The organism is Amycolatopsis sp. NPDC006125 (genome assembly GCF_040614195.1).
Lineage (GTDB): Bacteria > Actinomycetota > Actinomycetes > Mycobacteriales > Pseudonocardiaceae > Amycolatopsis_E > Amycolatopsis_E tucumanensis.
The window spans coordinates 34,707-61,161 of sequence record NZ_JBEXTZ010000029.1; the positions used below are offsets into that span (position 1 = coordinate 34,707).

General features: G+C 69.7%; 26 protein-coding genes and 1 riboswitch. Of the genes, 17 read left to right on the top strand and 9 right to left on the bottom strand.

Annotation, left to right across the window (positions count from 1 at the left end):
- Window positions 1–7: 7 nt before the first annotated feature.
- On the bottom strand, window positions 8–1,306 hold the full coding sequence (locus ABZ193_RS17015) for an NlpC/P60 family protein (protein ID WP_354710519.1): 1,299 nt from the start codon (window positions 1,304–1,306) through the stop codon (window positions 8–10).
- A 213-nt stretch (window positions 1,307–1,519) separates the two neighbouring features.
- On the opposite strand from ABZ193_RS17015, the gene ABZ193_RS17020 reads away from it, so the two are divergent.
- Window positions 1,520–2,467, top strand: coding sequence for a M56 family metallopeptidase (locus ABZ193_RS17020; RefSeq protein ID WP_354710521.1), 948 nt, complete (start codon window positions 1,520–1,522; stop codon window positions 2,465–2,467).
- A gap of 24 nt (window positions 2,468–2,491) precedes the next feature.
- Here the strand turns inward: ABZ193_RS17020 and ABZ193_RS17025 are convergent, their stop codons facing one another.
- From ABZ193_RS17025 to ABZ193_RS17045, 5 genes are all read right to left on the bottom strand, one after another.
- Complete coding sequence (locus tag ABZ193_RS17025) at window positions 2,492–3,229, bottom strand: CbtA family protein (RefSeq protein WP_354710522.1); 738 nt, start codon at window positions 3,227–3,229, stop codon at window positions 2,492–2,494.
- Window positions 3,230–3,241: 12 nt separating this feature from the next.
- On the bottom strand, window positions 3,242–3,475 hold the full coding sequence (locus ABZ193_RS17030; RefSeq protein WP_354710523.1) for a CbtB-domain containing protein: 234 nt from the start codon (window positions 3,473–3,475) through the stop codon (window positions 3,242–3,244).
- Between the two features lie 30 nt (window positions 3,476–3,505).
- Window positions 3,506–3,695, bottom strand: a riboswitch (cobalamin riboswitch).
- A gap of 46 nt (window positions 3,696–3,741) precedes the next feature.
- On the bottom strand, window positions 3,742–4,797 hold the full coding sequence (locus ABZ193_RS17035) for an ABC transporter ATP-binding protein (protein WP_354710524.1): 1,056 nt from the start codon (window positions 4,795–4,797) through the stop codon (window positions 3,742–3,744).
- Window positions 4,794–6,272, bottom strand: coding sequence for an iron ABC transporter permease (locus ABZ193_RS17040; RefSeq protein ID WP_354710525.1), 1,479 nt, complete (start codon window positions 6,270–6,272; stop codon window positions 4,794–4,796). Before ABZ193_RS17040 ends, ABZ193_RS17035 begins: the two co-directional genes overlap by 4 nt.
- Window positions 6,273–6,370: 98 nt before the next feature.
- Window positions 6,371–7,279, bottom strand: coding sequence for an iron ABC transporter substrate-binding protein (locus tag ABZ193_RS17045; RefSeq protein ID WP_354710526.1), 909 nt, complete (start codon window positions 7,277–7,279; stop codon window positions 6,371–6,373).
- Window positions 7,280–7,611: 332 nt separating this feature from the next.
- Between ABZ193_RS17045 and ABZ193_RS17050 the strand changes: the two genes are divergently transcribed.
- From ABZ193_RS17050 to ABZ193_RS17065, 4 genes are all read left to right on the top strand, one after another.
- Entirely contained in the window at window positions 7,612–10,065 is a 2,454-nt protein-coding gene (locus ABZ193_RS17050) for an AMP-binding protein (protein WP_354710528.1), read from the top strand.
- 103 nt (window positions 10,066–10,168) lie between these two features.
- Complete coding sequence (gene ctaD, locus ABZ193_RS17055; protein ID WP_354710529.1) at window positions 10,169–11,950, top strand: cytochrome c oxidase subunit I; 1,782 nt, start codon at window positions 10,169–10,171, stop codon at window positions 11,948–11,950.
- A gap of 233 nt (window positions 11,951–12,183) precedes the next feature.
- Window positions 12,184–13,614, top strand: coding sequence for a multicopper oxidase family protein (locus ABZ193_RS17060; RefSeq protein WP_354710530.1), 1,431 nt, complete (start codon window positions 12,184–12,186; stop codon window positions 13,612–13,614).
- Between the two features lie 40 nt (window positions 13,615–13,654).
- Window positions 13,655–14,107 (top strand): hypothetical protein, encoded by a 453-nt coding sequence (locus ABZ193_RS17065; protein WP_354710531.1) that lies wholly within the window; start codon window positions 13,655–13,657, stop codon window positions 14,105–14,107.
- Here the strand turns inward: ABZ193_RS17065 and ABZ193_RS17070 are convergent.
- Window positions 14,034–14,771 (bottom strand): cytochrome c biogenesis protein CcdA, encoded by a 738-nt coding sequence (locus tag ABZ193_RS17070; RefSeq protein ID WP_354710532.1) that lies wholly within the window; start codon window positions 14,769–14,771, stop codon window positions 14,034–14,036. The genes ABZ193_RS17065 and ABZ193_RS17070 overlap by 74 nt on opposite strands.
- 83 nt (window positions 14,772–14,854) lie before the next feature.
- Between ABZ193_RS17070 and ccmA the strand changes: the two genes are divergently transcribed.
- Genes ccmA through ABZ193_RS17115 form a run of 9 tightly spaced genes read left to right on the top strand, consistent with a single transcriptional unit; the run spans window position 14,855 to window position 21,161 of the window.
- A complete protein-coding gene (gene ccmA, locus ABZ193_RS17075; RefSeq protein ID WP_354710533.1) occupies window positions 14,855–15,544 on the top strand; it encodes a heme ABC exporter ATP-binding protein CcmA in 690 nt (229 codons plus the stop codon).
- A complete protein-coding gene (locus ABZ193_RS17080) occupies window positions 15,541–16,221 on the top strand; it encodes a heme exporter protein CcmB (protein WP_354710534.1) in 681 nt (226 codons plus the stop codon). The genes ccmA and ABZ193_RS17080 overlap by 4 nt, the downstream gene beginning before the upstream one ends.
- Entirely contained in the window at window positions 16,218–16,937 is a 720-nt protein-coding gene (gene ccsA, locus ABZ193_RS17085) for a cytochrome c biogenesis protein CcsA (protein ID WP_354710535.1), read from the top strand. The genes ABZ193_RS17080 and ccsA overlap by 4 nt, the downstream gene beginning before the upstream one ends.
- 3 nt (window positions 16,938–16,940) lie before the next feature.
- A complete protein-coding gene (locus tag ABZ193_RS17090) occupies window positions 16,941–17,063 on the top strand; it encodes a hypothetical protein (RefSeq protein ID WP_354710536.1) in 123 nt (40 codons plus the stop codon).
- Entirely contained in the window at window positions 17,060–17,497 is a 438-nt protein-coding gene (locus ABZ193_RS17095) for a cytochrome c maturation protein CcmE (protein WP_354710537.1), read from the top strand. The genes ABZ193_RS17090 and ABZ193_RS17095 overlap by 4 nt, the downstream gene beginning before the upstream one ends.
- Window positions 17,494–19,470 carry a cytochrome c-type biogenesis CcmF C-terminal domain-containing protein gene (locus ABZ193_RS17100; RefSeq protein WP_354710539.1) on the top strand — a complete coding sequence of 659 codons (1,977 nt, stop codon included), beginning with the start codon at window positions 17,494–17,496 and terminating at the stop codon, window positions 19,468–19,470. The genes ABZ193_RS17095 and ABZ193_RS17100 overlap by 4 nt, the downstream gene beginning before the upstream one ends.
- Window positions 19,463–19,948 (top strand): cytochrome c-type biogenesis protein CcmH, encoded by a 486-nt coding sequence (locus ABZ193_RS17105; protein ID WP_354710540.1) that lies wholly within the window; start codon window positions 19,463–19,465, stop codon window positions 19,946–19,948. The genes ABZ193_RS17100 and ABZ193_RS17105 overlap by 8 nt, the downstream gene beginning before the upstream one ends.
- Window positions 19,945–20,535 carry a hypothetical protein gene (locus ABZ193_RS17110; protein WP_354710541.1) on the top strand — a complete coding sequence of 197 codons (591 nt, stop codon included), beginning with the start codon at window positions 19,945–19,947 and terminating at the stop codon, window positions 20,533–20,535. The genes ABZ193_RS17105 and ABZ193_RS17110 overlap by 4 nt, the downstream gene beginning before the upstream one ends.
- Window positions 20,532–21,161, top strand: coding sequence for a redoxin domain-containing protein (locus ABZ193_RS17115; protein ID WP_354710542.1), 630 nt, complete (start codon window positions 20,532–20,534; stop codon window positions 21,159–21,161). The genes ABZ193_RS17110 and ABZ193_RS17115 overlap by 4 nt, the downstream gene beginning before the upstream one ends.
- A gap of 291 nt (window positions 21,162–21,452) precedes the next feature.
- Here ABZ193_RS17115 and ABZ193_RS17120 read toward each other — a convergent pair whose 3' ends face one another.
- The gene (locus ABZ193_RS17120) at window positions 21,453–22,457 is read right to left on the bottom strand and encodes a prolipoprotein diacylglyceryl transferase family protein (protein WP_354710543.1); all 1,005 of its coding nucleotides are present in this window, start codon (window positions 22,455–22,457) and stop codon (window positions 21,453–21,455) included.
- Window positions 22,458–22,781: 324 nt separating this feature from the next.
- Between ABZ193_RS17120 and ABZ193_RS17125 the strand changes: the two genes are divergently transcribed.
- Window positions 22,782–23,039, top strand: coding sequence for a cell division protein CrgA (locus ABZ193_RS17125; RefSeq protein ID WP_354710544.1), 258 nt, complete (start codon window positions 22,782–22,784; stop codon window positions 23,037–23,039).
- On the opposite strand, the gene lnt is transcribed toward ABZ193_RS17125, so the two are convergent.
- Window positions 22,979–24,511 carry an apolipoprotein N-acyltransferase gene (lnt, locus tag ABZ193_RS17130; RefSeq protein ID WP_354710584.1) on the bottom strand — a complete coding sequence of 511 codons (1,533 nt, stop codon included), beginning with the start codon at window positions 24,509–24,511 and terminating at the stop codon, window positions 22,979–22,981. The genes ABZ193_RS17125 and lnt overlap by 61 nt on opposite strands.
- A gap of 437 nt (window positions 24,512–24,948) precedes the next feature.
- Here lnt and ABZ193_RS17135 point away from each other — a divergent pair, with 437 nt between their 5' ends.
- Together ABZ193_RS17135 and ABZ193_RS17140 are read left to right on the top strand one after the other, a co-directional pair.
- Complete coding sequence (locus ABZ193_RS17135; RefSeq protein WP_354710545.1) at window positions 24,949–25,860, top strand: SulP family inorganic anion transporter; 912 nt, start codon at window positions 24,949–24,951, stop codon at window positions 25,858–25,860.
- Window positions 25,851–26,444 carry a SulP family inorganic anion transporter gene (locus tag ABZ193_RS17140; RefSeq protein WP_354710546.1) on the top strand — a complete coding sequence of 198 codons (594 nt, stop codon included), beginning with the start codon at window positions 25,851–25,853 and terminating at the stop codon, window positions 26,442–26,444. The genes ABZ193_RS17135 and ABZ193_RS17140 overlap by 10 nt, the downstream gene beginning before the upstream one ends.
- The last annotated feature ends 11 nt before the right edge of the window (window positions 26,445–26,455 follow it).

Genomic DNA, 26,455 nt, shown 5'->3' on the forward strand with positions numbered 1-26,455 from the left:
TCCCGGCTCACCCGATCAGGCGACTGGCGAACGGCAGGATCCCGCCGTAGCGAACCGCCGACACCTTCACCAGCGTCCCCGACTGCTGAGCCTCGACCATCTGGCCGTTGCCGAGGTAGAGCGCGATGTGATGGATCCGGCCGGCTGTGCTCCACGCGAGCAGGTCGCCAGGACGCATCTGGGACAACGGTACCTTGCGGCCGAGGGCGTACTGGTAGCCGCTGTAATGCGGCAGGGGCCGGACACCGGCGAAGGCGTAGATGAGCAGGCCGGAGCAGTCGAAGCCGATCTTGCGGTAGTCCCCGAAGGAATCGGCCACCCCGCCGTCGCGGATGCCCAGGGTGGGGCCGTAGGCGTTGCCACCGCCCCACGCGTAGGGCACCCCGATCTGGGAGAGCGCTCGGGCGATCACCGCCTCCACGGTCGCGCCGGCGGGAGCCGTTGGGCGCTGCGCGGAAGGACCGGACGGGCGCTGCCCGGAAGGACGGGCGGCTGGAGCTGCCAGAGCTGCCTGCCGAGCGCGTTGCTCGTCGTCGCGTTGCTTCTGCGCGAGCCAGTCCTCGTAGCGCCTGCGCTGGCCCTGCAGGCCGCCGAGCCGGCTCTGCGCGTCGAAGAGCCGCTGCTCGGCGGTGGCCTTGTCCGCCTCGAGCTGACCGGCCCGCGTCACCTGGCTCTGCTGGGCCTGCACCGCGGCGGCCAGCGCGGTGTCAGCACCGGCCTTGGCCTGCGTGACGTCCGCCTGTCTCTGCTGTGCCACCTGCAGTGCGGCGCGGGCGGCGGCATCTGCGTTGCCCTTCTCCGTCTGCGCGCGCTGCAGGTCCTCCAGCACGTTGAACTGGCTTTGGCTGACTGCGGTCAGCATCTGGGCGCGGGCGAGCAGATCCCGGGGGTTCTCCGCGCCGACGTAGGCGGAAATCGAGTCGAGGGTGCTGCCCTGCTGGAAGCTGGCCGCGACGAACCGGTCGAGGTTCTGCCTCGCGGACTCGACCGCGAGGCTGGCCGAGTCCGCCATCCGCCGTGCTGTCTCGGCGTCACGCTCGGCCTGCCCCGCGGCGTCCTGCGCGGCCTGCAGGTCGACGAGCGCCTTGTTGGCGTCCTCGAGCTTCACCTCGACGTCGTCCTGCAGCGCGGTCAGGCGGGCTTCGGCCTCGGCCAACTGGTTGGCGAGCACCCCGACCTCGGCCGCGCCCGACTCGGCAGCCCGTCGGCTCGAATCGATTTCGGAATCGCTCGGATTCGGCGGCGGCGGGGGAACGGCCGCGCTGGTGCCCGTGATACCCAGCGAGGCGGCCAGCAAGACCGACACGACTGTCCGCCCGCGCCACCTGCTTTCCCTGGCTGTCACCGCCGCCCTCCCACCCACCGGTCTTGATCTACTAGAAACGCTAGTAGATCAAGACCGGAAACACGGCCGGACACACCTGACCCACTCGGGGGACATTCCGGACGTATCCCTGTGTACTATTACTCGTAGTAGTTACGATGCCGTTTCCGACGTCGAGAGAAAGCCGGTGCGGACATGCTCGTGGCCTTCGCACTGCTCGCCGGGGCAGTCGTGGTGGGATGGTGCGTCCCGGCACTGCTGTGCCGGCAGGATCCGAGCCGGGCCCCGCGGACGATCCTGGCCGCATGGCTGATGGCGGTCCTCGGAGTTGCCCTGTCCGCGACAGTGGGCGTGATTCTTCTGCTCACACCCGGACACGGCATCTTCCTGGTGAAGACGGCTGAGGACTGCTGGACCGCGCTCTCCCGTGGCACCCTTCCCTCGGCCGGGCAACTGACCGGACTGGCCGGAGCGCTGCTCCTCATCGTGGTGGCCGCCCGGTTCGCCCGGTACACGGTGCGCGACCTCCGCGAGCGGGCCCATACGAGCGAAGAGTGCCTGACCACACTTCGCGCTATCGCGCGATGCGACGGAGATTCGCCGCCGACCTTCTGGGTCGACGACGACGAGCCGATGGCCTTCAGCCTCGCCCGCCGTCCCGCCGGCATCGTGGTGGCGACGACCGGCCTCGCCCGGACCCTGTCCCCGGTGGGAACAGCTGCCGCACTCGAGCACGAGTACGCCCACCTGCGCGGCAGGCACCACCTGTTGATCCTGCTGCTCGATTCCCTGAGCAAGGCACTGCCGATCGTCCCGTTGTTCCGCCAGGCCCCTGCGGCGGCACGCGAACTGGTCGAGCTCGCCGCCGACGACGCGGCAGCCCGCACTTGCGGCGCCGAAGCGATCCGCTCAGCCATCAGCGCATTGGCCTCTCACGACCTGCCGTACGGCTCGCTCACACTCGCCGACGACTCCGTCAGCCACCGGCTGACCCGGCTGGACGCCAACCCCGCACCAGCCCGACCGCGCCCGCGGGCAGTCTGGTCGGGCCTTGCGGCCCTGACGGCGGTGGTCCTGCCCGCGGCCGCCGCCATCGGCGTGCTGACCGCTGTCATCGCGACCTGCCAGCTCGCCGTTGCCTGAAAGCGACGCCCCTCGGCTGCCGCCCTACGAGTGAGCCAGGCGCGCCGGTGCTCGATGAACCACGGGCCTCGCCCGTTCGCCGAGCAAACCGAACCCCGCTCCCAACGCGGTCCACAACAGACCGAGCGAGGCCAGCGAGAGCAGCCGGAACTGCCAGACCAGCGTCGCCGGGGCGGTCACCGGATCCGGGTTGTCCGGCAGCAGGAACAGCACGATCAGGCCGATGACCACCGTTCCCGCGACCGCGAACTGTCGCGCCGGGTCCGGCACGCCCCGCCGTCGCAGGTACCCGGCCAGCTGCCAGGCCGCCATGACGAACACGATGCTGATCGCGATGGCGGCAAGCCATGAGTTCGCCCGCTCGGAGACCGTCGCGGGCGCGCCGACTCCCGGCGGGTTCCCGGGATACCGCAGGAACGGCAGGAACTCCACGGCCAGGAACGCCGCACCGGCGAGGCGCAACGACAGCGACCACGGACGATCCTCCGGCCGCCGGCGCTGCAGGACCGCGTACACCACGGCGAACAGCACTCCGAAGGCGAGGCCGGTGACCGTGGTACCGAACAGGAGCCCCGCCTGCTGCGTCGAGCGGCTGAACACCTCTGCGGATTCCGGCGCACCCTCGGCCGCCCGGCGGGCCGCTTCCAAGGCGATGGCGCGGTCGAGAACGGGCTCGGCGAACACCCAGGAAAAGGCTCCGGAGAGCAGGCCCGCGGCACCGCCGGCGAGCAGCCCACGGCCGAGGAGAGGCAAGAGCGTCATGACCGGCCCCGTTCAGTGGCACGGCGCGGCGAGCAGGTGCCGTCCGTCGTGGGCGAATTCGTGGATGTAGTTCATGGCCGACGAGAGTTCGCCGAACACCGGGGACAGCAGCGCCCCCTGGTCCAGGAAGATCGCGTAGAGCGTGAGCAGGGCGATCGCCACCGCCAGTCCGGCGATGACGATGTCGCGGGCGCCCTTGGTCAGCACCCGCGACCGGGCAGGCTGGGGAACGGCTGGAGTCGCCACCCTTCATCTCCTCACGGGGTACACGCGCCCCGGTCAAGGAAGCCGACGGGTCAGTGTCCTGACTCCCGGGTCACCGCTCGCCCCGACCTTCCCGCCGGAATGAGCCGGCCGTGGTCGTCATGGGGTTCGCTACCCGGTCACAGTGGCGGGACCGTCCCGGAATCACACCGGGTTCCTGCGCACCGTCGCCTCGATCTGCACTTGTCGGCAAGCAGCATCTCCCGGCGCCCTCGCCCGGTCAATCCGGCAACCGGGCGGATCTACTATCAGTGATCGTTGTCACTGTCCGATGTGGGGAAGGCGAGTACGTCACCGTCCACCGCGAGCCGGACCCGGTCTCCGGGGTCAGGCAGACCCACGCAGGGGACCCGGGCGGTGATCCGCGGGCCGCCGGGCACGATGTCGAGCACCACCGAGGCGTCATGGCCGTAGAAGCTGACCTCACGGACCCGTGCTTCCACCCCGGCTTCCTCGCCCGCATTGACCTTGATCTGCTCAGGTCGCACCAGAACCTCCGCCGGGCCTTCGACCGTGACTTCCCGGACCGGGACGGTTCCCAGAACGCAATCCGCGATGCCATCGCGCACCCACGCGGGCAGCAGGACGGCCTCGCCGACGAACCGCGCCACGTCCGCGTCCCGCGGCCGGTGATAGAGCGTCGCCGGTGCCGCGAGCTGCACCAGCCGGCCAGCACGCATCACGGCGACCTCATCGGCGAGGGACAGGGCCTCCGCCTGGTCATGGGTCACCAGAACGGCGGTCGCGCCCGCGCCGCGCAGTGCGGACAGCACGGCTCTCCTGGTGCCCTCGCGCAACCCGGCGTCGAGTGCCGAGAAGGGCTCGTCCAGCAGTACGATCGCAGGTGCGGGAGCGAGCGCGCGGGCCAGCGCGACACGCTGTTGCTGTCCCCCGGAGAGTTCGTGCGGGAAGCGGGACGCGAGCTCGTGGTCCAAACCGACCAGGTCGAGCAGTTCGGTCAGGCGGTGGCCGGCACGGCGGGCGTGCCGCGACAGCCCGAAGGTGATGTTCTCGGCGACGGTCCGGTGCGGAAACAACGCACCCTCCTGGGGCACGTATCCGACCCTGCGCCGTTGTGGCGGCATCGACCGGCCGTCGGCGAACACCGTCCGGCCACCGAAGGTGATGGTGCCGGAATCGGGATCGGCGAACCCGGCGATCAGCCGTAGCAGGGTGGACTTCCCGCACCCGGACGGACCGAGGATCGCGGTGATCCCGCGGGCCGGGACGTGCAGGTCGACACCGCGGAGTACGCGGGTCCGGCCGAACGACTTGACGATGCCGGACAGGGTCAGCTCGGTCATCTCCCGGTTGCCCTTCTCGCCTCACAGGTCAGCAGGTAGGTGGCTGGGGCGGACAGCAACACCATCACGACAGCGAAGGGGGCCGCCGCGCCGTATTCGACGCTGTTGCTGTACTCCCAGAACTGGGTCGCCAGGGTCTGCGTGCCGATCGGCGACAGCAGGAGGGTGGCGGTGAGCTCCGTCGCGACGGCGATGAAGACGAGCGCGGCGCCGGTGCCCAGGCCGGGAGCGATCAGCGGGAGCGTGACCCGCCGCAGGGTTGCCAGACGCGTGAGACCGAGACCATGCGCGACGTCTTCGAGCTCCGGTGGGGCCTGTGCCAGCGCCGTCCGCACGTTGACCACCGCGCGGGGCAGGAAGAGGATCGCGTACGCGACGATCAGCAGGACGGTCGTCTGGTAGAGCGCGGGCGTCAGCCGGATGCTGACGGTGACCAGGGCCAGGGCGACAACGATGCCGGGAAGGCCGCTGCCGAAGTAGGTCAGCCTTTCGATCGAGGTGGCGAACCGCCCTCGGTTCCGTACCGCCAGCCAGCCGACCGGGATCGCGAGCAGAACCGTGACGACCGCACCCAGGGCCGCCAAACCGAGGGACATCCCCGTCGCCGAGAAGAGCTCCCCGGTCGGGACATCGGCCGGCGGACCGGTCGTGAGCCAGAACGCGAGGCTGCCCAGAGGAACTCCGAGCGTCAGGAGGACGAGAGCGGCCAAGGTCACGACCGCCGGCCCGGTGAAACCGCCGAGCCTGGTCGGCGCGGCCTGTCGTGCGGCGCCCGCCCCGACCCGGGCGTACCGCAGCCGGCCCTGCAGCCGCAGCTCACCCAGTAGCAGGAGCAGGCAGAGCAACGCCAGCACGGCGGCGAGCATGTTCGCGGCCGGTCCGTTGAACGAGGACTGGAACTGGTCGTAGACGGCCGTCGTGAACGTCGGGAAGCGCAGCATCTGCAACGCTCCGAACTCCGCCAGCAGGTGCAGCCCGACGAGCAGGCACCCGCCCAGCACCGCGGGCCGCAGCTGTGGCAGCACGACGAGCCGGAACGTGCGGAACCGGCCGTACCCCAGGCTGTGGGCGCTCTCCTCCAGCACGGGGTCGAGTCCCCGCAGTGCCGCGCCCACGGGGAGGTACACCAGCGGGAAGTACGACAGCGTCACGATCGAGACGGCGGCGTAGTACCCGTTCGCGCCCGGCAACAGGGACACCCATCCGTAGCTGTTCACGAAAGCGGGAACGGCCAACGGGGCGACCAGGAGCACGTGCCACACCCTGCGACCGGGCAGCGAGGTCCGCTCGACCAGCCAGGCCGCGCCGATACCGATCGCCGCGGACAGCAGCACTGATCCGCCTACCAGCCGGACGGTGTTCCACAACAGTTCGGCGGTGCGCGGACGGAAGACCAGTTGCTCGATCTGCGCCCACCCCGCGCCGATGGTGTAGACGACGACGAATCCCAGCGGCACCAGCGCGAGCAACCCCACCAGGCCAGCTGCCGACCGGAGGACAGCCGTCCCCCGCGGCCGTCTCCCAGCCCGGAACCGGCGGGCGCCGGCCCGCACCGCCGGCGAGACCGAGCGGCTCAGATCAACCCCGCCTTCTGCATCATGCTCACGACCATCGGCCCGTTCAGCGTCGCGAGGTCCACGGCGGGCGGGTCCAGCTCGGTGAACGGCTTCAACTTCGGGTTGGCCGGAACACCGCTTGCCACGGTGTACTCCAGCGCGTTGCTGTCAGCGAGGATCTGCTGACCTTTGCGTCCGGTCAGGTACCGGACGAGCTGCTGGGCCTGGGCTTGCTTCTCGCTGCTCTTCAGCACGCCGGCCCCGGAAGTGCTGACGAAGGCACCGGCATCCTTCCCACCGAAGAACTTCAGCTCGGTGTTGGCGCTGATGGCCCCGGCCTGGGCGCGGTCCTTGTACCAGTAGTAGTGGTAGATCACGCCGGCCTGGATCTCGCCCGCGTTGACCGCGGTCAGCACCGCGTTGTTAGTACGGTAGATCTTCGCGTTCGCCTTGAGGCCGTCCAGCCACTGCTGCGTCGCCGCTTCGCCTTCGACAGCCAGCACCGCACTCACGATCGCCTGGAAGTCCGCGCCCGCCGCGGCGACCCCGATCTTGTCCTTCCACTCGGGCTGGGCGAGGTCGACGATCGAAGCGGGAAGCTGCTCGAGCGTCAAGGCCTTGGTGTTGTACACGAGGACGGTGGAGCGGGCCGCGAAACCCACCCACTCGCGGTTGCCGGGAACGAAGCGCTCAGGCACCTGCGACAGCGTCGCGTCCTCGATCCGGGCGAACAATCCCTTCGACTGCACCAGGTTCATCGCCGGCGAGTTCTCCGTCACGAACACGTCCGCCGGGGATGCGCCGCCTTCCTGGACGATCTGGTTGGCCAGCTCGGAGTCCGAACCGGACCGGATGTCGACCTTGATCCCGGTCTCCTGGGTGAATCCGTCCACCATGGCCTTCGCGGCGGGCTGCGCACTGTACAACGTGAGAACGTCTCCGCCCGACGCCGAACCGCCGCAAGCCGAGACGCTGACGGCGGTCAAGACGCTGACCGCCACCGCCACCGCTGTCCTGAACCGCTGCATCAAGGCCCCATCTCGCCTGAGAGTCGAACTTAGGTCGGCCTACCTTAAGTCGGCGCGGGATCGAGGAACAGCATGGGACGAATCACAGCGAAGCCAAGCCTTACTTTGGTTAGGCTTGACTGCTCTTCGTTCCCCTTCTCCCGGGGGAAGATCATCTCTCTCGACACCGAGGACGAGTCGCAGTGGACAGTCAGGTCGCGCCACGGGGGACGCCGGATCAGGAGTCAGGAGTGGGATTCGCACATTCCCTGCGCTCGTTCGGCGGCCGGACGGCACTCGTGGGACCCGATGGAACGACTCTCACCTACGAGGAGCTCGCGCACCGCGTCGACGAAGCGATCCAGCGGCTTGGCCCGGTCCGCCGGCTCGTCCTGCTCACCGCGTCCCATGACCTCGGCACCGTGGTCGCCTACCTCGCGTGCCTCCGCGCCGGACATCCGGTGATGCTCACGTCGAGCGAGCAACCGGACGCACTCGTCGCCCGGTATGACCCCGACGTCGTGATCCACGACCCGCACGGCCCCACCCGGTGGGAGGAACGCCGTACCGGCTCCGCGCACGTGCTGCACCCCGACCTGGCCGTCCTGCTGTCGACCTCGGGCTCGACCGGCTCACCGAAACTGGTCCGGCTTTCGGCGGCGAACCTCCAGTCCAACGCGTCGGCCATCGCGGACTACCTGGAGATCCGGAGCAATGACCGCGCAGTCCTGTCACTGCCCTTGCACTACTGCTACGGGCTTTCGATCATCAACAGCAACCTCCTGCGGGGCGCCGCAGTCCTGCTGACCGCGCAGTCCGTGGTCGATCCCGGGTTCTGGGCCTTCGCCCGGCGCCACCGCGCGACCAGCCTGCACGGTGTCCCCTACACCTTCGAGTTGCTCGACCGTATCGGGTTCGACCAGCTGAAGTTGCCGCACCTGCGCTATGTCACCCAAGCCGGTGGCCGCCTGCCGCCGGAGACAGTGCGCCGCTACGCCGAACTGGGCCGACGCGACGGCTGGCGGTTCTTCGTGATGTACGGCCAGACCGAGGCGACCGCACGGATGTCGTACCTGCCCCCCGAACTCGCCACTTCCCGGCCCGGCACGATCGGCCGCCCGATTCCTGGTGGCCGATTCGAGATACGCCCCGACGACGGCGGGGACGAGGGCGAACTGATCTACCACGGCCCGAACGTCATGCTCGGGTACGCCGAAGGGCCGGCCGACCTGGCCCTCGGGCGCACAGTCGAGGAGCTGGCGACAGGGGACATCGCGCGCCGTTGCGCGGATGGGCTGTACGAAGTGGTCGGACGCCGGAGCCGCTTCGTCAAGGTGTTCGGCCAGCGCGTCGATCTGGACGTGCTGGAACGACGGCTTCGGGAATCCGGGCAGGACACCGCGTGCACCGGGAACGACGAGTACGTCATCGTCGCAGTGCCCGGCTCCGGGGATCCTGGCCGCGTACGGGATCTCGCCTCGGCCCACACCGGGCTGCCCGCACATCGCATCCACATCCGGGTGCTGAGCGAGTTTCCCCGGCTGCCCAACGGAAAGATCGACTACCCCGCCATCCTGCGCGGCGGCCGCACGCCGGAGCCGGCCGGCCGCTCGGTGCGCCAGGCGTTGGCCACCGTCCTGAACCGGCAGGACGTGTCCGACGAGGACACCTTCGTCAGCCTGGGCGGCGACTCCCTGTCCTACGTGCAGATGACCCTCGCCCTCGAACGCCTGCTCGGTCACGTTCCAGCGAACTGGCACCTGACGCCCGTTCGAGACCTGGAGAACCGGGTCGCGGTCAAGCGGGCGACGACCGTCGACACCGACATCCTCCTGCGGGCACTCGCGATCACGTTCGTCGTGGGGACCCACGTCGGCCTGTTCCGGCTGCTCGGCGGCGCCCACCTGCTACTGGTGATCGCGGGGTGGAACTTCGCCCGGTTCGCACTGGCCGGCCGCTGCCGGGACCGCACCAGCGGGAACCTGCTGCGGAGCGCGGCCCGGATCGCGGTGCCGGCCGTCGCGTGGATCGGCTGGCGAGCGGCGTCTCAACCCGACGTGGTCCTGTCCAACGTCCTCTTGATCAACAACTACCTCCGCCAGGGTGCCACCGGCTACTGGTACGTCGAAGTGCTGGTTCAGACCCTCGTCGTGCTGGCGATCGTGTTCGCCGTCCCGGCCGTGCGGCGTCTCGAGCAGCGCCATCCCTTCGGCCTCGCGGCGGCGGCGCTGGCCGTGGCGACGTCGGCGCGTCTTCTCGTCGACGACACGAGTGGGTTTCCCGAACGCGTGATGAGCATCCAGGGGACGGTGTGGTTCTTCGCCTTGGGCTGGGCCGCGCAACGTGCTGTCCGCGGATGGCACAAGCTCGTCGTACTGGGCGGGGCGATGCTGCTGGTCTCCGACTACTTCGTCGACCCCCGGCGGGAGGCGCTCATCCTCGTCGGACTACTGCTGCTGGTCCTGACACCGCGACTGCCGCTGCCCAAGCCCGTCGCCCGCGCGGCAGGGTTGCTCGCAGGCGCCTCGCTGTACATCTACCTGACCCATTACGCCGTGTACCCCGCATTGCTGCCTTACGTCCCTCCGCCGGTAGTGGTGGCGGTCTGCCTCGCAGCCGGATTGGCGGCCTGGCAAGCGACGGGTTGGCTGACCGGCCGGTGGACGATGCTGCGGGACACTCGCGCGATGACCACCCGCCGGTAGCGATTCGGCGCGCCGGGACCGGCCTGCGCTCATCACGAGGCCATCACTACTATCTCCATTAGTAGTCTGATCGGCCTTCCGGGCACAGGAACGGAGCTCACACATGGTCGTCAAGCCCGCCCCGGTCTCGGTGCGTCCACTGCGCGCAGCCGTGGCGCCACCGAGGGGTTCCCTCCTGCTGCGGCTGTTCCGCACGACGGACCACAAGCAGATCGGCATCATGTACCTGGTCACGTCGTTCGCCTTCTTCATGGTGGGCGGCGCCATGGCGATGCTGATGCGCAGCGAACTCGCGCGGCCGGGCCTGCAGTTCCTGTCGCAGGAGCAGTACAACCAGCTGTTCACCATGCACGGCACGATCATGCTGCTGCTGTACGCGACACCCAGCGTGTTCGGGTTCGCGAACTTCATCATGCCGCTGCAGATCGGCTCGCCGGACGTGGCCTTCCCCCGGCTCAACGCGTTGTCGTACTGGCTGTACCTGTTCGGCAGCCTGATGGTCGTCTCCGGCTTCCTGACCCCGGGTGGCGCGGCCGACTTCGGCTGGTTCGCCTACACCCCGCTGTCCAACGCGATCAACTCACCCGGGATCGGGGCCGACCTGTGGATCATGGGCCTGATGGTCTCCGGTCTGGGCACCATCCTCGGTGCGGTCAACATGGTCACCACGATCGTCTGCCTGCGCGCGCCCGGCATGACGATGTTCCGGATGCCGATCTTCACCTGGAACATCCTGGTCACCAGCATCCTGGTGCTGGTCGCGTTCCCGATCCTCACCGCGGCCCTCGCCGGGCTGGCGGCGGACCGCCTGCTCGGCGCCCACGTGTTCGACCCGGCCAACGGCGGGGTGATCCTCTGGCAGCACCTGTTCTGGTTCTTCGGCCACCCCGAGGTCTACATCCTCGCGCTACCGTTCTTCGGCATCGTCTCCGAGATCATCCCGGTGTTCTCGCGCAAACCCGTGTTCGGCTACAAGGGCTTGGTCTACGCCACGCTGGCCATCGCAGCCCTGTCCGTCGCGGTGTGGGCGCACCACATGTACGCCACCGGCGCGGTGCTGCTGCCGTTCTTCTCCTTCATGACCTTCCTGATCGCCGTCCCGACCGGTGTCAAGTTCTTCAACTGGATCGGCACCATGTGGAAGGGCCAGCTGAGCTTCGAAACGCCGATGATCTTCTCGGTCGGCTTCCTCGTCACCTTCCTCTTCGGCGGCCTCTCGGGCATCCTGCTGGCCGCCCCGGCCATCGACTTCCAGGTCTCCGACAGCTACTTCGTGGTGGCGCACTTCCACTACGTGCTCTACGGCACCATCGTGTTCGCGACCTTCGCCGGCATCTACTTCTGGTTCCCCAAGATGACCGGGCGGATGCTCGACGAGAAGCTGGGCAAGCTCCACTTCTGGACCACGTTCCTCGGCTTCCACGCCACCTTCCTGGTCCAGCACTGGGTCGGCGCCGAAGGCATGCCGCGCCGGTATGCCGATTACCTGCAGTCCGACGGCTTCACCACGCTGAACACGATCTCGACGATCGGCGCCTACCTTCTCGGCGCGTCGACCCTGCCGTTCATCTACAACGTGTTCAAGAGCTACCGCTACGGCGAGCGCGCGACGGTGGACGACCCGTGGGGCTACGGCAACTCACTCGAATGGGCGACCTCGTGCCCGCCGCCGCGGCACAACTTCACCGAGCTGCCCCGGATCCGCTCCGAGCGGCCGGCCTTCGAGCTGCACTACCCGCACATGGTCGAGCGGATGCACCGCGAAGGTGAGATCACCTTCACCGGCAAGCCGAAGGTCCACGCCGGGGTCAAGGCCCCGTCGCAGGCCCTCACCGACGCGATCATCCCGGGCGACCACGACAAGGACAACGCGAGCGAGCAGTGAAGCAGCCGACGACGACCGCACGAGACCTATACTATGGATGTTCGTAGATCGAGCCGTCAGCCGAGGGAGTCATGACACCTTCCGAGCACCAGCCCCTGTTCCTGGGACGTCGCATGAGCCGGCGCGGATTTCTCGCAGTGGGAGCCGGCGCGACCGCGGCGGTCGGCTTGGCCGCGTGCTCCTCGGGTGGGAGCTCCAGTTCAGGGGCGAAGATCGGGCCGGCCTCACCTCTGGTGGCGCAGGCCGAGCAGACCCGGCGCGCGGGCAACGCGAGCGTCCAGTCGGTGACCCTCGACGCGGTGCTCAGTGACGTCGACCTCGGCGGTGTGCAGGTGAAGACCTGGACTTTCGGCGGCTTCCTCCCAGGAAAGGAGATCCGGGTCAAGCGGGGCGAAGTCCTGCACGCGCTGCTGACCAACCGGCTCCCCCAGCCGACCTCCATCCACTGGCACGGGCTCGCGCTGCGCAACGACATGGACGGCGTACCGGACGTCACCCAGGCCGCCGTCCCACCCGAGGGAAATTTCACCTACGAGTTCGCGGTGCCCGATGCGGGCACGTACTGGTTCCACCCGCATGTGGGCGTCCAGCTGGATCGCGGCTTGTACGCTCCGCTCATCGTCGAGGACCCCGAAGACGGCGCCAATTACGACAGCGAACTGGTGATCGTGCTCGACGACTGGCTCGACGGAACCGGCACCGACCCCGACGCCGTACTGGACAACCTGCGGAAGAACGGCATGGTGATGGGCGGATCGACCGACTCATCCATGCCCGAGATGGGGCACGACGCGATGCCGGGCATGACCTCGGAGATGCCGGGGATGGCCGGCGTGGGCAAGTCCAATGTGCTGGGCGGCGACGCCGGCGACGTGAGCTATCCGCACATGCTGGCCAACGGCCGCATCGGCAGCGCACCCACGAGCTTCGAAGGCAGGGCCGGCCAGCGGATCCGCCTCCGCTTGATCAACGCCGGCGGGGACACCGCGTTCCGCGTCGGCGTCCCCGGAGTCGCGATGCACGTCACGCACACCGACGGCTTCCCCGTCGTGGCCCCCGGCGGCGTCGACTCCGTGCTGCTCGGCATGGGAGAACGGATCGACGCGATCGTCACCCTTCCGGACCAGGGCGTTCCCGTGCTCGCGATCCCCGAGGGCAAGGAAGCGCCTTACGCACAGGTCCTGCTCCACTCCGGAGCGAACCGGGCGGGCACCGCGAACGACGCCGCGGTCGCACAGCTGAAGATGTCCGGGATCGCCACCGTCGCCGACTTCACCGCGGCGCCCACCGTGACCCTGCCGGACAAGAAGCCGGACGTCACGCACGACCTGACCCTGGCGGGCCCCGGCGAGAAGTACGACTGGACGATCAACGGCAGGCCGTTCGACCCCCGCACCGGTCTGCCCATCCAGCAGGGACAGCGCGTCCGGCTGCGGTTCGTCAACAACTCGGACATGTTCCACCCGATGCACCTGCACGGCCACACCTTCCAGGTGCGCGGCGCGAACGGGAAGGGCCCCCGCAAGGACACGGTGATCGTCCTTCCCCGCGAGACGATCGAAGTCGACTTCGACGCGAACAACCCGGGCCAGTGGCTCACCCACTGCCACAACATCTACCACGGAGAAGCGGGCATGATGACGGTGGTGTCCTATGTGGAGTAGACACCTCAGGCGGTGGGCGCCGCCCGCGGGTGCGGCGGCGGTGAGCGCCCTCGCCGTCGGTGTGCCGACCGACGTCATCGACACGACGTTGTTCACCCGGATGACGCCGGTCCGCTGGTGGGAACCCCTGGTCCTGGCCCTCACCGCCCTGCTGGCCGGGTTGTGGGTCGCCATACCCCGCCCCACCGGTGATGTCCGTGGGCGCGGGGGCGTGCTGGGCGCGATCACGGCGGCGGTGTTCGCCGTTGGCTGCCCGGTGTGCAACAAGATCGTCGTGGCGCTGCTGGGCATTTCCGGCGCCCTCGGCGTCTGGGCACCCGTGCAGCCGGTGCTGGCGGGCCTGTCACTGCTCGCCCTCACCGCCGCGGTCCTGCTGCGGTGGCGCCGCCGCACCTGCCCGGTCGACGTCCCGGCGCAGCTCACACCGGGGGCCAGCCCAGACGCGCGAACGCCGCGAGCATCCGGCCCATCAACTGCGTCCATCCCCCGGTGAGCATCGCGATCCCCATCGCGATCAACAGCACGCCACCGACGATCTCGATCTTGCGTGTGTGCTTGCGCAGCCATCCCAGGCCGCGCTGCCCCCGCGCGATGCCCGCGGCGACGAGGACGAACGGCACGCCCAGTCCGACGGAATAGGCGAGCAGCAACAGGGCACCGGTTCCCACGGTGGCGGTGCTGGCCGCGGTCGCGAGGATCGAGGCCAGCACCGGCCCGACGCACGGTGTCCACCCGAGCGCGAACGCCGCCCCGAGCACGACCGCCCCGGCCGGCCCGCTGCGCACCCGGTGCAGGTCGAACCGGACCTCCCGGTGCAGCAACGGAATCCGCACCACACCCAGGGTGACCAGACCCATCACGATCACCAGCACCCCGCCGACCACCATCAGAGCCTGGCGCTGCTGGGCCAGCAACAGCCCGAGCGCCGAAGAGGTCGCTCCCAGCGCCACGAACACCGCCGAGAAGCCGGCGATGAACAGCAGCGACGCGGCACCCACCCGGCGCTTCGTCACCACGGCCGGCGCACCCACTTCCGAGGGCCTGCTGACACCGGAGATGTAGGACACGTACCCCGGCAACAGCGGCAGCGCGCACGGCGACGTGAACGAGACCACTCCGGCGAGCACCGCCCACGACAGCGAGGCGTACAACTCCACTCGACAAACCTGTCTGCTCGTTCGGAAGCCGGGCTGGACGGGGGCATGACCGCCACTCGCACCGGGCTTGTAGTCTACGAGTGATGATAGTAGGTGGCTTGGAGGCGGTGGTCACCGTCGCGGAGCTGGGCGTCGACCTCGGTCGCACGCCGGTCCTGCGAGGTCTCGACCTCGTCGTGGGCGCCGGCGAGGTGGTCGGGATCCTGGGCCCCAACGGTTCTGGCAAGAGCACTCTCCTCAGAGTGCTCTCCACTCTGCTACCGCCGACCACCGGCGGTGGTGCGGTGCTGGGCGCGCGACTCAACTCTGCCGCCGTCCACGGAGTACGGCCGTCGATCGGCCTGGTGGGCCACGAATCCGGTCTGCACCCGCGGCTGACCCTGTTGGAGAACCTGCGGTACCTGGCCGTGCTGACCGGGCGCCCGGAGGAGCAGGCGAGGGAGGCACTCGACGTCGCCGGTCTCACGCGTGCGGCCGGACGGCGCGCCGAGCAGTGTTCCCAGGGGATGCGCCGCCGCGCGGATCTCGCCCGGATCCTGGTGACGGAGCCGTCCCTGCTGTTGCTCGACGAGCCCCACGCGGCCCTCGACCGGTCGTCGTTCGGGCTGGTGGACCTCGTGGTGCAGAGGGTCCGCGCCCGGGACGGGGGCGTCGTGATCGTGTCGCACGATTCGCCGCGACTGGAATCGCTTGCCGACCGGCTTCTGGAACTCGACGCCGGGCGACTCGTTCCCGTCGGGTCCGGAATGGTGGCGGGGGGTCCGCGGTGGTGACGGCGCTGGCGCCCAGTCCGCTGCGCCAGGCACGCGAAGTGGCCAGGGCCGAACTGCGGATCGAAGCCCGGGGTGGCGAAGTTCTGTGGATCATCACCCCGTTCGGCGCCGTGGCGTTGTTGCTGGTGCCGATGGCCGTGGGCCCCGACCGTCCCCTGCTCGCCGGGATCGGCATGGGGATGTACTGGGTGGTCGTGCTGTTGTTCGGCGTGCTGGTGACACTGCGCCAGACAGCGAGCGACTCGTCGGGCCACCTGGCGATGCTGCGCCTGGCCGGGGTGCCCGCGGCGGCGCGCGCCGCCGGCCGGGCCGCCGCGAGCGCGGTCGTGCTGCTGCTGTTCGAAACCCTGTTGCTGCCGGTCGCGATCGCCCTCTACCAGCCTGACCTCACCGGTTGGACGTGGTTGCCGGTGGTCATGCTGCTCACGGCCGCGGGCCTGGCCGCACTTGGCACCCTCGCCGGGACGCTGGTGCACGGCTTCGCCGGCCGCAGCAGCCTCGGTCCCGTCCTGGTCTGCCCGCTGGCGCTCCCCCTGCTCCTGGGGGCCACCGAGACCTTGCAGGCCGTGGCTTACGGGCGCACGCCGTGGCTGTGGCTGCTGGTGCAGATCACGACGTCGGCGATCGGGTGGCTGGCGCTGCTGCTGAGTGCGAACGCTGTGGAGGAAAGCGCATGAGCCTGCTCGGACGTCGTCTGCCCGTCGCGACCGGGATCCTGGTGGCGGCCGGACTGGTCGGCGCGGTCGTCGCGCCACCGGACCGCATCCAGGGCGAGTACCAGCGGTTGATGTACGTGCACGTGCCGACGGCGTGGGTCGCGTACCTGTGCTTCGCCCTGACCGGCGTGCTGAGCGGACTGTGGCTGTGGCGCCGCGGGGACCGGTTGGACCGGGCGGCGGCCGCGAGCGCGGAACTGGGTGTGCTGTTCACCGGCCTGACCATCGTGCTCGGCTCGTGGTGGGGAAAGCCGGTGTGGGGGGTGTGGTGGACCTGGGATCCGCGCCTGGTGACCACGGCGCTGATGTTCTTCGTCTACCTCGGCTACCTCGCCTTGCGCCGCGGCACGCTGGACCCGGTGGTGCGCGCGCGCCGCTCGGCCGTGCTCGGGATCGTGGCCCTGGTGCAGGTGCCGATCGTCCACATGTCCGTCGTGTGGTGGCGCGCCCTGCACCAGCCACCCACGGTGCTCAAACCGGGGGACCCCACGATCGACCACCGGATGTTGCTGGTGCTCCTGCTCAACGTCGCGGCCTTCACCGCCGTCGCGGCGATGCTGCTGCGCGCCCGCATCCGGTTGTCGGTGCTCGAAGAGGATCTCGCCGCGTCCCGCGCGGCGGAGGACCGTGAACTCGCCGGCGGAGCCGTCCGCGCTCCCCGGCTGGAAGGCCGGTGAACGATGTCCGAATGGGCCTGGGTGGTGGTCGGGTTCCTGATCGCCTTCGGCTCCCTGGCGGGTTACACGATCAAGCTGATCCTGCACTCCGCCGCGATCCGGCGGGAACGGGAGCGGCACCGGTGAAGCGTTACCGCCTGCTCGCCGTGTCGGGGATAGGCATCGTGGCCGTCCTCGTCGGCGTCCTGCTGTTCGGCAACCTCAACGGCAACCTCGTCTACTACCTGACCCCGGGGGAGGCGATCGCCAAGCACGGCGACTACCCGGACGGGCGGCGCTTCCAGCTCGGCGGGTTCGTCCGCCCGGGTAGCGAGCAGCGCATACCCGGTGGACTGGAGTTCGTCGTCGCCTCCGACACCACGCCCGACAGCCCCGCCATCACGGTGCTGCACACCGGCCCGGTCGCCCAGCTCTTCCAGCCCGGGATCGGTGTGGTCGTGGAGGGTGCCTGGCGGGGCCAGGAGTTCGTCTCCGACACCATGATCGTCAAGCACGACGAGAACTACCGGCCACCCGCGCCGTCGACGTCCCCGGTACCCAGTGGCGGTGACCCGCGATGAAGTACGCCCTCCCCGCCGCGGGCTGGGCCGGCGCGCTCCTCGGTCTGGCCGCGTCCCTCGTGCTCGCTCTCTACGGGTTCCGGGCCCAGCGGCACCCCGACAAGGTCCGGGTGAGCCAGCTGCGGGCCGCCACGTCGATGATGGCCGTGGGTGCGGCACTGTCGATGCTCGCGCTGGAAACAGCGCTGTTGACCGACGACTTCACGATGTCGTACGTCGCCGAGACCCACTCGCGCGCCACGCCACTGCTGTACACGATCACCAGCGCCTGGTCGGCGCTGGACGGCAGCATCGTCCTGTGGGCCGTGATCCTCGCCGGATACATCCTGTTCGCCGCACGAAAGATCACCGACACCACCGACCGGCTGGGCACCGGCGCACTGGGTTTCATGGGCCTGGTGGCCGCGTTCTTCTTCGGCCTGATCACGACGGTGGCCAACCCGTTCGAGATCCTGCCCGACCCGCCCGCCGACGGACCGGGACCGAACCCGCTGCTGCGCAACGACATCATGGTCGCGATCCACCCGCCCCTGCTCTACCTCGGATTCGTCGGGTTCACGGTCTCCTTCGCCTACGCCATGTCCGCTCTGGTGATCCGGCGGGCGGGCGTCGACTGGCTGGTGCGCACCCGGCGCGCGAACCTGGTGGCGTGGAGCTTCCTCACCGCCGGGCTGGTGGTGGGCGCGTGGTGGTCATACGAGGTGCTCGGTTGGGGCGGCTACTGGGCCTGGGACCCCGTCGAGAACGCCGCGTTCATCCCCTGGCTCGTCGCGACCGCGTTCATCCATTCCGCCGTGGTCCAGGTCAAGCGCGGGATGCTGCAGGCGTGGAACTTCGTCCTGGCCCTCGCCACGTTCGGGCTGACCATCCTGGGCACCTTCCTGACCCGTTCGTCGGTGGTCGCCTCGGTGCACTCGTTCACCCAGTCCGGGGTCGGTCCGGCCCTGCTGGGTTTCTTCATCGTGGTACTGGTCGGCGGGTTCACCCTGTTCGCCGTGCGCGGCGAGGCCGTCGCGAACCGGACCCGGTCGCTACGGCTGGCCAGCCGGGAGGGACTGTTCCTGCTCAACAACCTCCTGTTGTGCCTGTTCGCTTTCGTCGTCCTGCTCGGGACGGTCTACCCGATCTTCGTCGAGGCCTTCACCGGAAACCAGGTCTCAGTCGGGCGCCCGTTCTTCGACCGGATGGCTGTTCCCCTGTCCTTCGCGCTCCTGCTGGCGATGGGGGCCGGGCCGTTCACGCCCTATCGATGGGCCACTCCGGCTCTGATGTGGACCAGGTTGCGATGGCCACTCCTGGCTGGCAGCGCCGCCGCTGCGACGGTCACGCTCTCGGGAATCCGTTCGGTCGGGGTCGTCGTCGTGGTCTTCCTGGCGATCACCATCGTCGCCGCCGCCGTCCGGCACCTGCTCGTGACCGCACCGAACCGGCGGCCGTCCGGGCTGTGGCGGCTGATCAGCGGGCAGCGGGCCTACTGGGGTGGCCAGCTCGCCCACATCGGGGTCGCGGTGGTGGCGGTGGCGATCGCGGTCGCCGGAGCCACGGCGACTCGGACGACCGTCACCCTCGAGCCCGGGGGTAGCACTGAGTTCGGCGGCTACACCGTCACGTTCGACCGCGCCGAGCAGCACACCGAGCCGGACCGCGTCCAGCGGGACGCGCACCTGTTCTTCCACTCGGGCGGGGAGCTCGCCTGGACCGCCACACCGAAGCTGGAGTCCTTCACCAACCAGCCCCAAGCCGTCGGCATCCCGAGCGTCTGGAGCACCGCGGGCCGCGACATCTACGTGGCGCTGGCCCAGCTGGCCCCGGACACGATCACGGTCAACTTCTACCGCTACCCCCTGATGTCCTGGCTGTGGGCAGGCGGTTTCCTCATGGCCGCCGGCGGGCTGTGGGCGCTGACGGATCGGCGTCGCCGCCCGGAAGCCGGAGACCGCTCCCCCGCGGAGGAGGCGGCCGCAAGTGCGTAGAAAGCTCATCAGCATCGCCTTCCTGGCCGGCGTCCTGAGCCTGCTCGGTGTGGTGGTGGCTCAGCTGCTGACCGCGCCCGACACCGCGGGCGATCGCGCCTACCAACTCGAGCAGCGCCTGCGCTGCCCGGTCTGCAAGAGCGTCTCGATCGCGGAATCGCCGTCGGAGACCGCCACCGCGATGCGTCAGGCCGTGCAGGAGCAGGTCACGGCCGGCCGTAGCGACGAAGAGGTCGTCGACTACTTCCGGGCTCGCTACGGCGACTGGGTGTTGCTCGACCCGCCCGCGCGCGGCCGCACCCTGTTGCTGTGGCTGCTGCCGGCTCTTGGAGTGCTCGGCGGGCTCGTCGGTGTCGCGGTGCTCGCGCTGCGTCGGCGACACCAGCCCGCGCCGTTCCTGTCCGAGGAGCAACGGCAGCAGGTCTCGCATGCCGTGGCGGATGCGCGCGGGAAGTACCGTCGCGAGGATCTGTTGTGAGCCGTGAACGCGAACAGGCCGAGGAGGAGCGCGAGCAGGCGGTGCGCGACCTCGTCGCGCTGGACGAGCAGGTCCGAGCGGGTGAGATCCCGCCCGGCCCCGCCCAACTGCTCCGCTCGGAGTACGAACGCGCCGCGATCGACGCGATGGCTCGCCTCGACGAGCTGCGCAATCGGCCACAGAGGAGCGGGCCCGGCAGCCGCGGAACCCGAACCCGAGCGCTGGCCTACCTGGGCACCGTGCTGCTCGCGGCCGTCGCCGCGCTGATCGTCCTGCCCGATTCGGTGCAACAACGCCCGCAGAACGGGTTTGTCACCGGCAACGAGGTCATGCAGACCAACTCCCCCACGCCGATGCCCATGCCCATGCCGGCGGCGACGCCCTCGCTGCCCGCGGACGCCGACGCCGCGGCGACCGCACTGTGGATCCAGGCGAACGTCGAACTGTTCCAGCGCAACGACCCCGAAGCAGCCCTGCGCACGCTCGACCAGCTTCGGCAGCGCCCGGGGTTGAGCGCGTCCGCCCAGCAGGACATCGCCGCGCTGGCCGACACCGCGCGACGGGAACTCGGAAAGGCAGGCCGATGAGCACTCCGGCGGATACCGACGACCCCCGCACCTCGACGATGCGGTGGCTGCGCTGGGCCGCGCTGGCCGTCGCCGTCGTCACGATCGCGGTGGGCGCGATCCTGGGCACCGGGCTGGGCAAGGACCCGACCCTGGTCGACACACCGCTGGTCGGCAAGCCCGCCCCGGACTTCACACTGCCCTACCTCGAACGCGACGGTGAGCTGGCGCTCTCCTCGCTGCGCGGGCGCATCGTCGTGGTGAACTTCTGGGCCTCGTGGTGCGTTCCGTGCCGGTCCGAGCAACCGGTCCTCACCGCCGCGGCCGACACCTACGCCGAGGCGGGGGTCACCTTCGTCGGGATCAGTTACCAGGACCAGCGCCGGCCCGCCGTCGACTTCCTCAATGAACTGGGGCGCGGCCGGGAGTACCAGTACGTCACCGACCCGGAGTCCCGCACCGCGATGGACTTCGGCGTCTTCGGGATACCCGAGACGTTCTTCATCGACCGCTCCGGCACGATCGTCGCCAAGATCACCGGCGAGACGGACGCACCGCTGCTCGGCCGGATTCTGGACGACATGCTGGCCGGGCGCCAGCCGCAGTCCCGCACGGAGGGGTCGGTTCAGCCCGCCCCGGGTCAGTGACGGCTACCGCGACACCGGACTCTGTCCTACTATGAATGTTCGTAGTACGCCGCGACGCTCGGCGGGAGGACCCGTGGCGCGAAAGTGCCCGCTCACGACCACAGCGGCCGGCTACCTACTCGGCATCCTCGACCCGCAAGAGCACGCCGAGTACGACCGGCACGCCGGGATGTGCGCACCCTGCCGCCGGGAAATCGAGGAGCTCGCACCGGTGGTGCGCCTGCTGAAGGCGATCAAGGCAGACCACGCGGCCTCCAACGGACAAGCGGGGTGGAGCGCTCCGCGAGACGTTTAGGCGGCCAACGAGACGACGAGCGAACCGGCGAGCACGAGGCCGCAGATCACCATCGTCACCGTTCGGCCAGTGCGGGTGCGCGACTCCGTGCGAAGCGGGAACAGCAGCTGCCGCGCGAAGGTGTACGCGGCGATCGCACCGGCGAAGACGGCGCCGGGCACCGGCGTGCGGACAGCCAGCACGAGGGCGAGCGTCGTGATCCCGATCAGAAGCGCAACGGCGGCCTCGACGAGCTGGACGGGGAACCTCCGAGTGGCCAGGCGCCGATCCGAGGACCACAACCCCCATCGCGAGCTGGTCGGGCGCCCTGCGCAGCACCCGGTGAGGAAGCACCCAGGCCGGCCGACCGCCATCCCGAGGAAGATCCCCGGGGTGGTCACGTCGAGGAGAACACCGGGAGGCAATCCCAGAACGGCTGCCCCGATCACCACAACGGCGAGCGCCACCAGCAGGAATCCCTGGATGCAGGCGCCGGCCGTGAGGAAGTTGCGCAGGGGCTTGTGGTGCAGCACCAGATACCACACCTTGCCGCCCACGAACCCGAGCGCACACCCGAGGGCGGACAGCGCCAGCACGTCCCCCACCGCGATGCCCACTCGTGCCGCGAGGATCGCCTGCAGCACGATGGCGACCACCGCACCGAGACCGACCAGCAACGGCCAGGAGATCAGCCGGACCGACGGTCCGTGCGCGAGCACGCCGAACCGGGTGGTGGTCGTGATGACCCGGCGAGGCAACCGAGCAAGGACGGAGGCGGGCGTTCCCGCATCCCGGCCGGACACGGGTGTAGCCGTGACCCGCCAGGTCCCCGGGTTGATCCCCTGGACGCGGGAAGTGAGCGCGATCCGGCCACTGCCGGGAACAACACGTGCGAGGTGCTCGACGACCTCGAACCGGTCGCGCTGCTCCGGCCTGCCCGCCACCCCGGTTCGCGTGCCGGTGAACCGGACATCGAGCGGATAAGGGTGCCCGGTGGCCGGCGCGTCGAACCAGTACGTCACGGCCAGCCCTTGCGGCTCCGTCTCAGCCAGCCCACGCTCGAGACAGCCGACCGGTTCCATGTGCTGTTCCTCGGCCAACACAGTGGAGCCGCCACCCTTCTTCGCTTCCCTGACGGCAGCAGGCCTGCCCGGCAGGCCGGCCGGTGAGGCGGGCCGCGAGCCGGCTAGAGCCGCGGGAACACCGCCAACGGCCCTCGCGGGCGGCTTCTCCACGGTCGTTCGTGCTCCCTGCTTGCGTGCCTTCTTCCCCAAGAAACAGCTCCCCTCCAAGAACATCTACTAGCATCCATAGTACTAGTGTTTCTAGTAGACAGGAGCCCGCCAATGCCAAGGTCGAGGGTGCGGAAGAAGACCGCCTACACCCCGCCCCCGCAGCGCGCAGCAGTCCGCGCGCCGGGGAAGACGTCCCTGACCTACCTCATCGTGATGTTCGGACTGCTGTTCCTGGCGCTGGCCTGGATGGTGGTGCTCTACCTTGCAGGGCCGGAGATCCCGATCATGCGAGACCTGGGCGCCTTCGGTTACCTGGTCGGCTTCGGCTTGATGCTGCCTGGCCTGCTGATGACCACCCGCTGGCGATGACGGAGCAGCCCGGTCAGCACAGCCGCCACGGCCGCCCCGAGCATCGAGTACTCCGGCCACGCGCCCAGCCGGTCGGAGAGGGTCATCTCGCTTCGCAAGGGCACCTCCTCGACGACGGAGGCCGGAGTGAACAGCTCGGTCGCGCCGACCACAGTGCCGTCGGGCCGGATGACCGCGCTGACACCGCTGATCGCCGCGACCACCACGGAGCGTCCGTGCTCCACCGCACGCAAGCGGGCCATCGCGAGCTGTTGGTAGCTCATCTCGCTGCGCCCGTACCACGCGTTGTTCGTCGGCACGGTGAGCAACTGTGCACCGGCCCGGACCGCGTCGCGGCTCGCGTAGTCGTAAGCCACCTCGTAGCACACCGCGGCACCGACGCTGATCCCGGTGACCTGAAGGGCAGCGGGGCGCCCGTCTCCCGGGACCACGTCGTCGCTGTCGTCGGCGAACGGCGTGACCAGCCGGGCGATCGCGCGGGCGGGGATGTATTCGCCGAACGGCACCAACTGCTGTTTCGCGTAGCGCTCGCCTGCACCTGATCCCGGTTCCCAGGCGATCACCACGTTACGCACCCGTCCGTCCGGCAAGCGCTCGAGCGCTCCGACGAGCGCACTGGTGCCGAACTCGTCGACCATGGCGTCCAGTCGCTCCCGGTCGGACGGCATACTGGCCGCCGATTCCGGCCATACCAGGAGGTCGGGTTTGCGGATCCGGCCGGCATCGACCTCTGCCCGGAGCCGCCGGGTCTCCGCCAGGTGGTTCTCCCTCAGCAGGCCGCGCTGCCCTTGCAGGGCAAGACCGATGTCCGGGGCGCTGCCCTGAACCACCGCGACCGTCCGGGTCCCGGTTTGCGCCTCCGTACCGACCGTGGTCCAGACCGACAGGCCGGCGACAACCGGAACGAGCACTGCCGCCACCGGTCCGAGCAGCGGACGAAACCAGCCTTCCCTTCGCCGCCTTGCCACCAGGGCACTCGCTCCGAAGCCGCACAACACCACGGCGAAGCCCACCAACGGCGCGCCCCCGACCGAGGCCAGGGACAGGAACACACCCTCAGGCTGGGTGAATGCCACACGACCCCAGGGAAACCCGCCGAGGGGGAACCACGCCCTCGGCGTCTCGGCCGCGATCACGATCACCGCGCTCCACACCGGCGCGGCGGGCAGCCCCTGGACAAGGGTGACCAGGCCGCCCACGATCGCGAGGTAGAGCGCCAGAGTCGCCGACAACGCCAACCACGGCCACGGTCCGAAGTCCGCGCCCAGGAAGTCCAGCAGCCACGAGAGCAACGGCAGGAACAACGCGAGACCGAAGAGGAACCCGTATCCACAGCCCGCCCGGAACCGCCGCCCGTGCAGGGTCAGACCGAGCCCGGCGAACGCGACCGGCGCCAACCACCAGAGTGGGCGAGGAGCGAAGCTGAGATACAGCAGCGCGCCGGATGCCGCGGCGAGCAGCGAGCGCCACAGAACCTGACGCGGCCGTGGACGGACGACATCCGCCGCGGAGGATTGAGCGACGACACTCACCGGCACCGGCCCTGGCGATGACGAATCGGCATCCGCACCTTCTTCCCGATACGTTGTGCCGCGACCGACTTTATACTATCTTCCTTAGTAGATCACGCGACGGCGCGTTGTGCAGAGCGCCGTGCGGCCACGTCCTTGACGTCGTGTGTTTCGCGCGGACACCCGCTTCCCGCGAGAGGATGCCCGTCCGTGCCACCATCCGCTTCCGTGATCCGGCGCACAGTTTCGCGCAGTCACGTTTCTCCTGCCGAGGCTTCGACCCCGACACCGAGCCTGGCCGTCCACAACGGACGTCCGCTGCCTGCTGCCCTGCGATCGGCGACAGCGAAAGCGACCCGGTCGCCGTCCGGTGAACAGTGAAAGGACGGTACGCCACCATGGCAAAGACTCCTGACACCGCCGCTGAAGGTCTGACTCTCCCCGGCCGCTTGCGCCGCCTCGTTCCGGACTTCCGGGCCTCCCTCGTCGTGTTCCTCGTCGCGGTGCCCCTGTGCGTCGGTGTCGCAGTGGCCTCCGGCGTCCCGGCCGAACTGGGCATCATCACCGGAATCATCGGCGGTCTCGTCGCCGGCGCCATGCCCGGGAGCAGCTTGCAGGTGAGCGGCCCCGCCGCCGGGCTCACCGTCCTGGTCACCGAAGCCGTCGCCGAACACGGACTGGCCGCACTCGGCGTCCTCGTCGCCGGCGCGGGCCTGCTTCAGATCCTGCTCGGCCTGGTCCGGCTCGGCACGTGGTTCCAGGCGATCTCACCGTCCGTCGTGCAGGGCATGCTTGCCGGGATCGGCCTCGTCCTCATCCTCGGCCAGCTGTATCCGATGTTCGGGCACCGGGCACCCGGGGACACGCTCGGCAAGCTCACCCACCTTCCTGGACTGTTCGCCGGTGTGGGCAGCAGCTGGGCGCCCGGCCTCGGGGTGCTCACCCTCACCATCATCCTGGCCTGGGACCGTCTCCCCGCTCGGTGGCGCGCCGTGCCGGCCCCTCTGGTGGCGGTGGCCGTCGCCGCGGCACTGGCCGCGATCCTCCCCCTCGGGGTCGCCACAGTCGAGGTGGGATCGGTCGTGGCGGCACTCGATCCGCCGGGACCGGAGCGGCTCGGGCTGCTGGCCGACCCCGCCGTCCTCGGCACGATTCTCACCTTCGCACTGGTGGCCTCGGCGGAGAGCATGTTCAGCGCGGCCGCGGTCGACCGCATGCACGACGGCCCCCCCCGACCCGGTACAACGCCGAGCTGGTCGCCCAGGGGACCGGAAACCTGGTCAGCGGGTTCCTCGGCGCCTTGCCGATGACTGCGGTCATCGTGCGCAGTTCGGCCAACGTGCGGGCCGGAGCGCGAACGAAGGCATCGACCTTGCTGCACGGGGTGTGGCTGCTCCTCTTCGCCGTCGCACTGCCCGGCGTTCTGGCCCTGATCCCGATGCCCGCGCTGGCCGCACTCCTGGTGCACGCGGGCTGGAAGCTCCTCGACCCCGTCAAGCTCGCGCGCGCCGCACGTCTCGATCGGGCGGAGGCGGCGATCACTGTGATCACCGCCGTCACCATCGCGGCCGCGGACATGCTCACCGGCGTGCTGGCCGGACTGGCCCTGTCGATCGGGCTGGCGGCGTGGCGGTTGTCCCATGTGACCGTCCATTGGCGAGACACCGGCGATGGCGGGGTCCACGTGCAGGTCGCGGGCAACGGCACCTTCCTGCGGCTGCCCCAGATCCTGCGCGCGCTCGAAGGGGTCCCCCACGCCTCTTCGGTGCATCTGGACCTCACCGGCCTGCGCCACCTCGACCAGGCGGCACAGGTGACTCTGGAAGACTGGGCGGCTCAACGCGCGAAGAACGACGTGCACGTGCACACGGCGCTCCCGCAGCCAGTCGGCTGAGCCCGGCCAGG

Excerpts from the sequence above, each read along its gene's own strand:
- ABZ193_RS17020 (WP_354710521.1), top strand. The coding sequence starts at position 1,520 with ATGCTCGTGGCCTTCGCACTGCTCGCCGGGGCAGTCGTGGTGGGATGG.
- ABZ193_RS17025 (WP_354710522.1), bottom strand. The coding sequence starts at position 3,229 with ATGACGCTCTTGCCTCTCCTCGGCCGTGGGCTGCTCGCCGGCGGTGCC.
- ABZ193_RS17035 (WP_354710524.1), bottom strand. The coding sequence starts at position 4,797 with ATGACCGAGCTGACCCTGTCCGGCATCGTCAAGTCGTTCGGCCGGACC.
- ctaD (WP_354710529.1), top strand. The coding sequence starts at position 10,169 with ATGGTCGTCAAGCCCGCCCCGGTCTCGGTGCGTCCACTGCGCGCAGCC.
- ccmA (WP_354710533.1), top strand. The coding sequence starts at position 14,855 with ATGATAGTAGGTGGCTTGGAGGCGGTGGTCACCGTCGCGGAGCTGGGC.
- ccsA (WP_354710535.1), top strand. The coding sequence starts at position 16,218 with ATGAGCCTGCTCGGACGTCGTCTGCCCGTCGCGACCGGGATCCTGGTG.
- ABZ193_RS17090 (WP_354710536.1), top strand. The coding sequence starts at position 16,941 with ATGTCCGAATGGGCCTGGGTGGTGGTCGGGTTCCTGATCGCCTTCGGC.
- ABZ193_RS17100 (WP_354710539.1), top strand. The coding sequence starts at position 17,494 with ATGAAGTACGCCCTCCCCGCCGCGGGCTGGGCCGGCGCGCTCCTCGGT.
- ABZ193_RS17115 (WP_354710542.1), top strand. The coding sequence starts at position 20,532 with ATGAGCACTCCGGCGGATACCGACGACCCCCGCACCTCGACGATGCGG.
- ABZ193_RS17125 (WP_354710544.1), top strand. The coding sequence starts at position 22,782 with ATGCCAAGGTCGAGGGTGCGGAAGAAGACCGCCTACACCCCGCCCCCG.
- ABZ193_RS17135 (WP_354710545.1), top strand. The coding sequence starts at position 24,949 with ATGGCAAAGACTCCTGACACCGCCGCTGAAGGTCTGACTCTCCCCGGC.